This is a genomic window from Veillonellaceae bacterium (assembly GCA_025992895.1).
Taxonomy (GTDB): domain Bacteria; phylum Bacillota; class Negativicutes; order Veillonellales; family Dialisteraceae; genus Dialister.
Map to the genome: position 1 here is coordinate 891,771 of DAJPGA010000001.1, position 12,603 is coordinate 904,373.

Here is a 12,603-nt window from a genome sequence, read left to right on the forward strand (position 1 = left end):
TCCTAAAGAAATAAAAAGGCATACAGGAATCAAACAGATTCAAACGAAAAGAAAAGGCCGGCCGCCTCCGATAAAGCCGGCCTTTTTCGTGCATGAAAAACGGGCAGAGACAAAGTTTAGGGGAGGCTGTGACCCAAAATTGACTGATGCGGAAGAAAGAAGTGGGGAACGGAAGAAAATAGTTTTGGAAAAACCGAAGGAAACGGGCTTTTTCATAAGATAAATTAATTATGAATACATGTGAAAACGCCGATATTTATGTTGTTTTACTATTTTTCTCAAAAAATATCTGTGTTATAATATTTACAAGTATATCTATCTGCAAAAGTACGGGACGGATATGCTGAAAAATTCTGTAAAGAAGGCGGGGCTATGTCAGAAATAGAAGAAAGATTAGCCCAGGTAAGAGCCCGCATCGCGGAGGCTGAAAGGAGATCTCCCTACGGACAGGAAGTCACGCTTGTCGCTGTGACGAAGTTCCATCCGCTGGAGGATATGGAAGAAGCCATCCGGCTGGGCGTTACCCAGGTGGGCGAGAACCGAGTGCAGGAAATGGAAGAGAAGAGAAGGTCTCTCTCGGCTCCTGTCGTCTGGAATTTACAGGGACATTTGCAAAAGAACAAAGTAAAAAAAGCCGTAGCCTGTGCGGATCTCATCCAGTCCTGTGATTCGGAAGAGATCTTGAAGGAAATCGACAAGAAAGCGGAAAGCGCGGGAAAGGTGCAGGACGTTCTTCTGGAATTCAATATTTCCGGAGAGGAGAGCAAGTATGGGTTCTCCCCGGAAGAATTCAAAAACGCCGTGGAGGCGGCCAAAGCGTGCACGCATGTGCGCGTGAAAGGCCTGATGTGTATGGCGCCGAATGAAGAACCTGAAAAGACGCGCCCCGTATTCCGGGAAGGCCGCAGACTATGGACTGAAATGAAAAAGGAATTTCCTGAAGGACAGATCACAATACTGTCCATGGGCATGACGAACGATTTTGAAATAGCCATTGAAGAAGGGGCAACAATGGTGCGCATAGGCACCGCGATATTCGGAGCCCGGCAATACCACTGAGAGGAGAAATGATTATGAGTTTACTGGACAAGTTCAAAGGTAATTTTGTTGACAACGATGATGATGAAGAATTAGATGAAGAAGAGGGCATGGAAGAAGAAGGCATGCCTGCTTCTCCTGTCAATCCATCCGCTCCTGTACCGCCGAGATCTCAGGCTGTACGCAGCAGTGTAGGCCGCGCAGGAGTACCGGTCCGCCAGACATCCAAACCATATACCATGGTCGTCGTTTCCCCTAAGGAATACGCAGATGCTGAAAAAATCGCTGACCATCTGAAAGCCATGCGTCCTGTTGTCATGAACATCGAAAAGACAGATGACGACGAAGCAGAAAGAATCGTAGACTTCGTACAGGGCGTCATGTATGCGCTTGACGGCCGTCTGGACCGCATTTCCGACAAAATCTATCTCTGCGCGCCGAGCAATGTCAGTGTTTCCCAGGATTCCCTGACACCTCAGCCTGAACCACAGGCCGCTCCTGAAGCTCCGCAGTGGAACCAGGGCGCACAGGCTCCGCATATCTGATGGCAGGATTATTCTCAAGCCTGAAGAATCTGGCAGACGGGTTCTTCATGGAGGAAGAGGATACAGACGATTTACCGGAACTGGAAAGGGATAAGCCTGTACCGGCAGGCGCGCTGCCAGTCAGGAGTATCCGCCCTCTGGAAATCGTCACCATGGTCCCGGGTGAGTACCGGGACGCCGGACGCGCCGCTGATGCCCTTGCAAAGGGGCTCGTCGTCGTCGTGCTCCTGGGAGACAACGTGGACAGCGACACAGCCAAACGGTTCGTCGACTTCCTGGCCGGCGCCGTCTACCTGACGCACGGTGATATCGAACTCCTGAACGACAACGTTTTGATTATCACGCCCGATACCGTGCGCGTCGAAAGAGACACGTTCATCCCCGTATCGGACATTCCGATGTGGAAAGGACCGCAGGGATGAAGAAAGTCATCATTATCGGGTGCGGCGCCATGGGAGGAGAGATCCTCTCCGGCTGCCTTGCCCATGACATATGGAAAAAAGAAGAAGTCATCGTGAGGGAACACAGCGAAGAAGCTTCCGCTGCAAAGGCAAAACAGTACGGGACAGGGATCTGCCATGACCTCAAAGAGGCTGAAACAGCCGATCTTGTCCTCATTGCTGTCAAGCCGAACATCGTTCCTTCCGTTCTGGAAGAACTCCGTCCGCATCATCCGAAGAAAGTCATTTCCATCGCAGCGGCCGTTGCTTTGGAAACCCTTGAAAAAGGACTTCCGGATGCGGAAATCGTCCGCGTCATGCCAAATACACCGGCTTCCGTCGGCGAAGGCATGACAGCCATAGCGCCCGGGAGAAAGGCATCGGATGAACTCGTAAAGACGACAGAAGAAATCTTCACCGCACTGGGGAAGGCTGCCGTCGTCACCGAAAGACAGCTCGACGAACTGGGTGCGCTCTCCGGAGCAGGCCCGGGATATGCATTCGTTATCATTGACGCTCTGGCGGATGCAGGCGTCCTCGTCGGACTTCCAAGAAAACTCGCCATCGAAGCTGCAGCACAGACACTCTACGGCGCAGCCAAGATGGTCCTTGAGACAGGAAAACATCCGGCCGAACTCCGCGACCAGGTCACAAGCCCGGGCGGAACGACGATTGCCGGCATCTATGCCATGGAAAAGAGAGGCATCAGAGCCGCTCTGATCGACGGTGTGAAAGCCTGCCTCGACCGCTCAGACGAAATGTCCGGGAAATAAAGAAACCCTTGGATACAGGAGAATCTCCCGGTATCTTAGGGGGAATTGAGGAATACATGAAAGATAGAGAAAAAATTCTTCGCTACTTTACGGCAACAGGCGAAGAAGCAAAGGACATGGCCATTCGCCTGCTGGATCTCGCCGATGCGGTAGACCGCGGCCGTCCTTTTGCTGTAGGGCCTTTTATGAGTCCCTTTGCCGCACAGGTCGGACAGACGATTGCCGCACATGCGGGAACCATCACGGCCAAAAGCTTCGGCGGTTACCACGAAGCTGAAAGAATAAAAGTAGCTTTTGTCGATGGCGGCTATGAAGGCCCCGTAGACTTCGGCATCAAACTCCTCTCCGTCAAATGGGACGGCAGGTACCGCCTCATCGGACACAGGGATGTCCTGGGCTCCCTCATGGGCCTTGGCATCGACCGCGCTGTCCTGGGTGATATCCTCATGCAGGAAAACGGATGCCAGATCCTCTGCGATGCAGATATGGCACAGTGGATCATCGACAACTTCCATAAAGTCGCCATGGTCACCGTTACCGTCGAAGAAGTCCCGATGGAAGAACTCCATCCGCCGGAAAAGACAGCCAAGGAAGTACGCGCCACCGTCGCCTCCCTTCGCCTCGATGCCGTCGGAGCTGCGGGTTTCGGCCTTTCCAGGACGAAGATGGTCCAGCTCGTAGACGACCAGAGGACAGAAGTCAACTGGCAGCTCGCAAAAAGCGCCTCCCAGGCAGTCAAGCCGGGCGACGTCATCAGCGTCAGAGGGCGCGGAAGAATCGAAATCAAGGAAATCACCGGTAAAAGCCGCAAAGGCCGCATCGGGGTTTTGATAGAAAGATACCGCTAAGGTTTTGCGGCAGAGGAAGCAGGAAGCTGCTGCACGCCGGCCGGGGAAACCCGACATTTCCTTTGCCATAGAGGCATGCGTCACACATCGTACACTAGGAGGAAATTTTATGATCACACCGATGGACATTCACAACAAGACATTCTCCAAACAGATCAGGGGATACTCTTCCGAAGAAGTCAACAGCTTCCTCGAAGAACTCGCAGGCGATTACGAAAGAATCTACCGCGAACACCGTGAAATGGAAGAAGAGATGGACGCCATCAAGACAAAGCTCCGCAACTATGAAAAGATGGAAGAAACCATGTCCAGCACCCTCGTCATGGCTCAGCAGACCGCTGAAAACGTGAAGAGAAATGCGAACAAGGAAGCAGAACTCTCCATCCGCGAGGCACAGAATGAAGCCAGAAAGATCGTTTCCGACGCTGAAGCAGCACGCCGTAAAATGAATGCAGACCTTCTGAAAACAGAAGGAGACATGAACCTTTATATCGAAAAGCTCCTGTCCAACTTCAAATCCGCGCTTTCCCTGATTGAATCTGCCAAAGCCGCACAGGCTCCGCAGCCGATCCAGACTGCTCCGAAGACGCAGGAAGCTCCGGCTGCTCCAGCCGCTCCTGAAGAAGCACCGGCTGAAGACATTCCGGTCCAGACAGAAGAAACTGCCGAGGCACCGGCAGAAGAAGCGCCAGCTGCAGAAGCAGCCTCCGAAAGCGAAGAAGCTCCATCTGAAGATACTGCAGAAGCTGCTCTTGCTGACGAAGTCAAAGCTGACGTAGAAACAGATGAAGCCGCTGAAGAAACGGAAGAAACCGCTGAAACAGCAGAAGCTGAACCTTTCGCAGAAGCGGAAGAAGAAGCGGCTGCTGATACAGAAGAAGAAAAAGAAGAAGAAAAAGGCGCCAACGTATTCGACGTGGCTGCTGAAACCGTAAAGAAGGAGGAAAAGAAGGACTAAGCCTATGGAAGAGAAACAATACGTCACCGAATGGGCCAATGAAAACCTTGGTCTCACACTGAAAATCACAAAAATGCTCCATGAAGAACAGACACCGTACCAGAAGATTCAGATTGCTGATACCCTCGAATACGGCCGCCTGCTCATTCTTGACGGCGTTTTCCAGACGTCCGTCAAAGATGAATGGACATACCACGAGATGATCTCCCACGTGCCGCTCATGCTGCACCCGAATCCGGAAAGAGTACTCATCATCGGCGGCGGTGACGGCGGCGTAGCCAGAGAAGTCTGCCGTCACGACTGCGTCAAGCAGGTCGACCTCTGCGACATCGACGGCCGCGTCATTGAACTCTCCAAGGAATACTTCCCGACCATCGCATCCGCACTTCTTGATCCGCCGGAAAAGCTTCATGTCCATGTAGGAGACGGCATCGCCTTTGCGAAATCTGTCAAGGACTTCTATGATGTCATCATCATCGACTGCTCCGATCCGATCGGACCCGGTGAAGGCCTTTTCACCCGCGAATTCTACAAGAGTGCCCATGAAGCCCTCCGCGAAGACGGACTCATCGTCCAGCAGACCGAGTCCCCGATCGTGCAGCAAAAGACCGTCCATGACGTCTACAAGGCCATGGGAGACGTATTCCCGATTGTCAGGATGTACTACTCCCACGTGCCGATCTATCCGGCCTGCATGCATTCCTTCATGCTTGCATCCAAGGTGCATGATCCGCTCCGCACCGGCGTAAGACGTCCGGTTCCGCAGCCGATGAAGTACTACAACAGAACGATCCAGAAGAGCTGCTTCGTCCTGCCAAACTTCATCAAGGAACTCCTCTACAAAGGAAACCTGAGCTTCTAAATATTAGTAAGTAAAAGAGACTGTAAAAGTGCCAATGAGCATTTCTGCAGTCTCTTTTTTGCTGGAATTTTTCAAAAGGGAAATAGGCCGCCATTTCCCCAAAACGCATTTAAAGGCACCTTTTCCGTCCTGTATTCGCGCAAAATAAAGGAGGTCGGGAGGGAAGTCCCGACCCCCAAGGAAGGGCGTTTTTGGTGAAATTTGAATCATTTATCCCTTAATGCCATCTCGTTTCTTCCGGAGATATGCCTCGCCTTTCCATTTCAGGATGATGGTCATAGAATTCGGATTTGTTCTTGTACATTTCCTCATCCGCTCTCTGGAAGACATCCATGTAGCTGTTGTCCGTGCCGGGCACATAGCTTGCCATGCCGGCTGCGAGGACGACCTGGCCCGGAAGCTCGCGGTAAGATTCGGAGTGGTCCCTCATCCTCTGACGGAATCCGCGGATCATTTCGCCGCAGAGATCGGAGAGCTTGTTTTCCATGATGATGACAAATTCATCGCCGCCGATACGGTAGATTTCCGAGCGCGGGAATTCCTCCGTCAGGAGCTGGTAACCGTTGCGGATGAGGTAGTCGCCTGCTGCATGGCCCTGCGTGTCATTGACATGCTTAAGGTTGTTGACGTCGAAGACCATGACAGAGAAGATAGCGGTGCCTTCGTTGATCTTGTCCCCGATTTCCGTGATGCGTTCGATATAGGAAGAACTATTGCCGGCGCCTGTCAGCGTATCGGTATGGGACATCTTGAAAATGCGGCGGAGAATACTCGTCATCGTGAGAATCAGGATAGCGGAAATCGCTGCCGTCAGAAGGAATATCGTGTACGTCATGACATCCTGCTTGTAGTTCAGTTCCGCTTCAGGGACAAGAATGGCCAGACGCATGCCGTTTTTGATCTGGCTGCTTTCCACGAAGACGCGGTTCTGGTGATCCATGTAGCTTGTCGACAGGCTGTCACGGGTAGGATCCATGATCTTTTCAATCGTTTCCTGCGGGATATGGACAGAACGGTTGCCGTCAAAGAGGAGATCCCCTCTGGGGCCGAAGAGAACGGCAAAGCCTGATTCATACGCCGTCATGTTATTGATGCGTTTGCAGAATTCATCGAAGTCGATATCTGCGCCGACGATGCCGATCAGGGTATCGCCCTTGTAAATCGGACGGACATAGGAAATACACTGGCCGCCCATCATCGTATTGTAGTAAGGAGGAAGCCAGGTCGGTTCCTTGCGGGAAACCGGCACATAGTACCAGCCTACATGGTTCATGTCGTCTTCTTCAAATTTATGCAGATTGACCGGCGTCAGTTTGAGGACGCTGATCCCGTCTGCCGAGCGCGCTACATTGTAGCCTGCCTGCGGGTTGTCCGTGAGTTCCGGGCTTAAGCGGTAGTAGAGGGAAGCAATCTTGAAATTCTCAGAGAGAAGATGGTAGCCAAGATTTTCCGTCTTGTCTTCGTAAGCGGAGAGGAATGCAGGATCCTTCAGGAGGGAAAGGTCGTCAGGGACGATGTCCGCATAGCTGGCGGTCAGTGCATTGACCGTCTGCGCCGTTACACGCAGCGTATCATTCAGCTCTTCCATATCCGTCTGCTGGATGGACTTCATAATCGCGCGGTTATCATTGCTGCTGATTTCGCGGAATGTGAAAGTGGAGATGCCGCCAATCAGAGCCGCTGCGAGCATGATGCCCATGACCAGTATGATGATCAAGTGCTTTTGCAGCTGTTTCATAGGCTCTCCTTTCCGCTTTCGCCGGCATTGAGATCCTCCAGCCGGCTCCTTGCTTCATCGAGTGCCTGCTGTGTTTCTTTCTGCCTGGATTCAGAGCGGTCCAGCGCTTCCATCGTTTTCTTGTGGCTGTCCTGTTCCTTATCGAGGTCATGCTTTGTCTTGAGTTCTTTATACTGCGCTTCTTCAAGTGCTTTCTGCGTTTCCTTCGTCTTGGCTTCGGAACGGTCCAGCGCTTCGAGCGCTTTCTGATGGTCGTCCTGCTGTTTCTTGAAAATGCCCTTGTATTTGGCAAGCTTTTCCTGCGTCCTGCGTTCCTGGGACTGCGATTCCTCGAGCGCCTTGATGGTCCGTTTCTGTTCTGTCAGGGCAAAGCGCAGATCACGGTCGCTTTCAAGATCCTGTACCTTGAAGAAATGCCAGAGGTAAAGAATCATGGTGCCGATCGTTGCGCCGATATTGATAGACGCAAAGGACGTGAAGGCAAGCTGAAGGATGCCGGAAATGATGAGCACGCCGAAAACAGCTGCCAGGCAGTACCTGTCTTCCTTGATGATACGGTCACGGCGCTGATGGATTTTGAAAAGGCAGTGCCCGTAAATGATGGCAAGGATACCATAGAAACAGAGGAATCCAGGGCCTCTCAGGTAGTTATTGTGCACGTCGTAGAAATAGAAGAACCCCGTGAACTGCGTCACGCCAAGGAGCACAAGGCCGATGACTGCCAGAATTTCATTGAAATAGAGCCAGGCGGCGGAACGGACTCTGAGACGGGCATGGAGATAGTACGTGAATTCCACAGCAAAAACAAGCATCAGGACATAGACAGCAATATTGGCCGACTGCGAAATCCAGATGCCAAGCTCCGATTCATCCCCGCGGTAAAGGCAGGAGAGGCTGTCGCATGAAATCGTCAGCACATTCGTCAGGAGCAGAAGCCAGAGACGTTTCCCCGGCTTGTCATGTTCAGGGATCCTATGCGTCGTCAGGAGAGCGATGATGAGGGAAATGATGCATCCCCAGAATTCCAGGCTGACCTGCAGTATGGTAGGAATAGATATATTGATAGACATATGAGATCCTTCTTGCAGTAAAGAATCCGAAGAACCCGTAGACCTGCGGATGCCGGCTCGTTCTTCGTATATGTATCTACCCTAATTTTATCATGATTCATTATAAGTGTAAAATTATTTTAATAACTCTTTTATATTTAATTTATATTTTACAAAAGGTAAAAATGGATGAAAAAGCAGCGGAGGGGCGATAAAAGGGGAAAATGAAAAGTATCGCAAAATGAAGGAAAATGGTGGATTTCAGGAGAATTTCGCAAAAACAGGAAATTTGATTTTCAGAAGCTTTTGGACCATTCGAAGGGAAAACTGCGCAGGAAGGGGCCAGTGAAAATATAGATGCGGGGTATATACTAAAACTGCTATTTGTCCTGTAACAGACTGGAGGAAAAGGAAGGGGAGCAAGAGTCAGAAAGCGGAAAGTGCAGGATTTCAAAAAGAGTACCATTGTCTCAGCGACCATAGAGGCGATATAATATAGAAAAGGTTCAAAGGCTGTTGTATAAAACGGAGGCGGTAATGATGGAGTCCCTGACGAAACTCAATTGTCCCTGTTTAAGGGAAAAAGCAGTGAAAGCAATGTACAAAGGCATGAATTTGATGACAATTCCCTTGTCACGCTGGGGACTGTCCCATGTGGAAATCCATGACGATGCTGACATCCTGGATATCGGATGCGGCGGAGGCAGGAACATCCAGCGCCTTCTCCGCGCAGCACCGAAAGGCCATGTGACAGGCATCGACCCGTCCGAGACAGCGGTATCCCTGTCCTTTGCACTGAACCGCGAAGCCATTGCGGACGGACGCTGTGACGTCTATGAAGGAACGGCGGACATTCTCCCTTTCGGAGACAACCGCTTCGATCTTGTCATGGCATCAGAAACGATGTACTTCTGGAAGAATCCGGATGAATGCGTCAGGGAAATTCTCCGCGTACTGAAGCCGGGCGGCATTTTCCTTGCCGTCAATTCCAAAGGCGGCACCTGCCCCCTCGATGACATCTACGAGAAGATCATCCCGGGCATGAAGATTTTCCATCAGGAAGAACTCGAAGAACTTTTCCTGAATGCAGGTTTCCGCGACCTGGATACCGATTACAAACTGGGAGCCCTCGCTCTTACGGCTGTGAAGCCGATGACCAAGCTTGACGCCGTCAGGAAGAGACTCCTCCTCAAGGAACCGGCATCCTACGGAAAGATTGCCATCATGGCAGGCATCCTTGCGCTGATCGGTGTCGCTATCGCTGCGGGGTCCAAGAAGAAAGAATAAAAGAAAAAGTCATATAAGAGAGCTTATGGACGAGACTGTTCCAAGGCTCTCTTTTTTTTGCCCTGAATCATCGTTTATACGTAATATACTGCATAATGTGCATATGGAGGTTTTAGGAATTTACAAAATATGTATGCAACTTTATTCGATAAATACGACTTATTTCCAAAATATATGCAGAAAATTCCAAAAAAGTTGAAAAAAATACAGTTTTGCCTATTGCGTAATTATACATTGCGTTGTATAATTATTTCATCTTCAGAAAAGCCCCCGTGAAGGGCTTGAGAAATTGTCTATTACTTATTTGGAAAGGCGGTCATCATTATGACAGATATCAATGGCGTTAAAAAAGTAGTTCTTGCTTATTCCGGTGGACTGGATACATCCGTTATCATTCCGTGGCTGAAAGAAAATTATGGCTGCGAAGTTATTGCCTGCACCGTAAACCTCGGGCAGCCGGAAGACTTCGATGCCATTCATGAAAAAGCACTGAAATCCGGTGCATCCGCTGCTGAAACCCTCGACGTAAGAAAAGAATTCATCGAAGAATACGCTTACAACGTACTGAAAGCTGACGGCATCTATGAAGGCAAGTACCTCCTGGGCACCTCCTTCGCTCGTCCGCTCATCGGCAAATGCCTCGTCGACATGGCCAAGAAGTACGGCGCTGACGCTATCTGCCACGGCGCTACCGGCAAGGGCAATGACCAGGTCCGTTTCGAACTGACCATCAAAGCACTCGCTCCGCATATGAAAATCATCGCTCCATGGAGAATCTGGGACATGAAATCCAGAGAAGATGAAATGAAGTACGCTGAAGAACATGGCGTGCCGATCGACAAGTACGATGAAAAGCAGTCCGACGAAGAAAAGGCTGCCCAGAAATATCCGTACTCCATGGACTGGAACATGTGGCACCTGTCCCATGAAGGCGACGACCTGGAAAATCCGGCAAACGCTCCTCACAAGGATATGTACCTCGTCACCTGCGATCCGGAAGACGCTCCTGACAAGCCGGAATTCGTTTCCATCGACTTCGAAGCAGGCGTACCGGTTGCTGTCAATGGCAAGAAGATGGACGGCGTTGAACTCGTCAACACACTGAATGCTATCGGTGCCAAGAACGGCGTAGGCATCAACGACCTCGTTGAAAACAGACTCGTAGGCATGAAATCCCGTGGCGTTTATGAAAACCCATGCGGCTCCATCCTCTTCTACGCACACACCGAACTCGAAAGACTCTGCCTTGACCGCGCTACCTTCCACTTCAAGGAAGTCGCAGCTGTCAAATACAGCGAACTCGTATACGACGGCATGTGGTTTGCACCGCTCCGTGAAGCACTGCAGGCATTTGCCGACAAGACCTCTGAAACTGTCACCGGTACTGTCAAACTCCGTCTCTACAAAGGCAACATCATGAGCGCAGGCGCAACAAGCCCGTACTCCCTCTACAACGAAGAATTCGTAACCTTTGGTGAAGACGACGTTTACAACCAGGCTGATGCAGAAGGCTTCATCAACCTCTTCGGACTTCCGCTCACCATCAGAGCCCTGATGAAGGAGAAGAATGAAAAATGAGTGAAATGATGTGGGGAGGCCGCTTCACGAAAGCCGAGGAAAAGAATGCGCTGGATTTCAACGCCTCCATTTCCTACGACTGCCGGATGTACAGGGAAGATATCGCCGGATCGATCGCCCATGCGAAAATGCTGGCCGCTCACGGCATCATCTCCGCTGAAGATCAGGGAAAAATCACAGCGGGCCTCAAGAAAATCAAGAAACAGATCGATGAGGGACAGTTTGACTTCTCCATCGAACTCGAAGATATCCATATGAATATCGAAAAGCGGCTGACGGACGACATCGGCGATGCCGGTGCCCGCCTTCACACCGCAAGGTCCAGAAACGACCAGTGCGCCCTGGATCTCCATATGTACATGAAGCGCCAGATCGGCCGTCTCTCTGAAAAGCTCATCGCTGTCGAGAGCGCACTCCTCGCAGCTGCCGTCAAGTACAAGGACGTCATCATCCCGGGATATACCCATATGCAGCGTGCGCAGCCTGTCTACTTCGCGCACCACATGCTCGCATACTTTGCGATGCTCGAAAGAGACTTCAAACGCCTCGAAGACTGCTACGAAGCCTGCGACATGTCCCCGATCGGAGCATGCGCTCTGGCGGGCACGACCTATGACACCAATCCGCTCGAAGAAGCAGAGGACCTCCATTTCTCCTCTGTCTATGGAAACAGCCTGGACGCCGTCTCTGACAGAGACTACCTCCTGCAGTTCCTGTCCTTCACGTCCATCTGCGCCATGCACCTGTCCCGCCTGTCTGAAGAATTCATTTACTGGAGCACCAGCGAATTCCAGTTCATCGAACTCGACGACGGCTATTCCACAGGAAGCTCCATCATGCCCCAGAAGAAAAATCCGGACATGTGCGAACTCATCCGCGGAAAGACAGGCCGTGTCTACGGGCATCTCATCGGCCTTCTCACTGTCATGAAGGGACTTCCGCTTGCCTATGACAAGGACATGCAGGAAGACAAGGAAGGCGTATTCGATGCCATCGACACGCTCTACTTTGCCCTCGACATCTATGCCGGCATGATTTCCACCATGACCGTCAATGGCGACAAGACCCGTGAAGCCCTTGAACACGACTTCTCGAATGCCACCGACATGGCAGACTACCTTGCCAAGAAAGGACTTCCTTTCCGCCAGGCTCATGCTGTTGTCGGCAGCGCCGTCCATTACTGCATCGAACACCACAAGTACCTTCTGGATCTCACCATGGACGAATTCAAATCCATGAGCCCTCTCTTTGAGGAAGACATCCTGGAAGCACTGAAAATCGAAAACTGCGTCAACCTCCGTGAAAGCTACGGCGGCACCGGACGCAAGTCCATCGAAAGACAGGAAGCCCATGCCTCCGAAACCATCGCCAAGATGAAGGAAGCCTCCGCATCCTGGAAGGAAGAAATGGCTTTCCTGGACTAAGACGAAACCACGGCATTCCGCCTGGTATAGACAATTTCACACGGGAAAGGCTCTCCGAAGAGG

Annotated in this window: 12 protein-coding genes; 10 read left to right on the forward strand and 2 right to left on the reverse strand. The window is 51.2% G+C overall.

What is annotated here, in order from left to right:
* Nucleotides 1–372: 372 nt before the first annotated feature.
* The 7 genes from OIM03_03670 to speE all read left to right on the forward strand — a co-directional run bounded on the left by OIM03_03670 (nt 373) and on the right by speE (nt 5,464).
* Nucleotides 373–1,059, forward strand: a complete 687-nt coding sequence (locus OIM03_03670) for a YggS family pyridoxal phosphate-dependent enzyme (GenBank protein HJI73376.1) — start codon at nt 373–375, stop codon at nt 1,057–1,059.
* A 14-nt stretch (nt 1,060–1,073) separates the two neighbouring features.
* Nucleotides 1,074–1,583 carry a cell division protein SepF gene (locus tag OIM03_03675; GenBank protein HJI73377.1) on the forward strand — a complete coding sequence of 170 codons (510 nt, stop codon included), beginning with the start codon at nt 1,074–1,076 and terminating at the stop codon, nt 1,581–1,583.
* Complete coding sequence (locus tag OIM03_03680) at nt 1,583–2,005, forward strand: cell division protein SepF (protein ID HJI73378.1); 423 nt, start codon at nt 1,583–1,585, stop codon at nt 2,003–2,005. Before OIM03_03675 ends, OIM03_03680 begins: the two co-directional genes overlap by 1 nt.
* Entirely contained in the window at nt 2,002–2,796 is a 795-nt protein-coding gene (gene proC, locus OIM03_03685) for a pyrroline-5-carboxylate reductase (protein HJI73379.1), read from the forward strand. Before OIM03_03680 ends, proC begins: the two co-directional genes overlap by 4 nt.
* Before the next feature lie 56 nt (nt 2,797–2,852).
* Nucleotides 2,853–3,644, forward strand: a complete 792-nt coding sequence (locus OIM03_03690; GenBank protein ID HJI73380.1) for a YlmH/Sll1252 family protein — start codon at nt 2,853–2,855, stop codon at nt 3,642–3,644.
* A gap of 109 nt (nt 3,645–3,753) precedes the next feature.
* Nucleotides 3,754–4,602 carry a DivIVA domain-containing protein gene (locus tag OIM03_03695; GenBank protein HJI73381.1) on the forward strand — a complete coding sequence of 283 codons (849 nt, stop codon included), beginning with the start codon at nt 3,754–3,756 and terminating at the stop codon, nt 4,600–4,602.
* A 4-nt stretch (nt 4,603–4,606) separates the two neighbouring features.
* Nucleotides 4,607–5,464 (forward strand): polyamine aminopropyltransferase, encoded by an 858-nt coding sequence (gene speE / locus OIM03_03700; protein ID HJI73382.1) that lies wholly within the window; start codon nt 4,607–4,609, stop codon nt 5,462–5,464.
* Between the two features lie 217 nt (nt 5,465–5,681).
* Here the strand turns inward: speE and OIM03_03705 are convergent, their stop codons facing one another.
* Complete coding sequence (locus OIM03_03705; GenBank protein ID HJI73383.1) at nt 5,682–7,202, reverse strand: diguanylate cyclase; 1,521 nt, start codon at nt 7,200–7,202, stop codon at nt 5,682–5,684.
* Nucleotides 7,199–8,272, reverse strand: coding sequence for a hypothetical protein (locus OIM03_03710; protein ID HJI73384.1), 1,074 nt, complete (start codon nt 8,270–8,272; stop codon nt 7,199–7,201). Before OIM03_03710 ends, OIM03_03705 begins: the two co-directional genes overlap by 4 nt.
* Before the next feature lie 588 nt (nt 8,273–8,860).
* On the opposite strand from OIM03_03710, the gene OIM03_03715 reads away from it, so the two are divergent.
* The 3 genes from OIM03_03715 to argH all read left to right on the forward strand — a co-directional run bounded on the left by OIM03_03715 (nt 8,861) and on the right by argH (nt 12,540).
* Nucleotides 8,861–9,538, forward strand: coding sequence for a class I SAM-dependent methyltransferase (locus OIM03_03715; protein ID HJI73385.1), 678 nt, complete (start codon nt 8,861–8,863; stop codon nt 9,536–9,538).
* A gap of 324 nt (nt 9,539–9,862) precedes the next feature.
* Nucleotides 9,863–11,116, forward strand: a complete 1,254-nt coding sequence (locus OIM03_03720) for an argininosuccinate synthase (GenBank protein HJI73386.1) — start codon at nt 9,863–9,865, stop codon at nt 11,114–11,116.
* The gene (gene argH, locus OIM03_03725; protein HJI73387.1) at nt 11,113–12,540 is read left to right on the forward strand and encodes an argininosuccinate lyase; all 1,428 of its coding nucleotides are present in this window, start codon (nt 11,113–11,115) and stop codon (nt 12,538–12,540) included. The genes OIM03_03720 and argH overlap by 4 nt, the downstream gene beginning before the upstream one ends.
* Nucleotides 12,541–12,603: the final 63 nt, after the last annotated feature.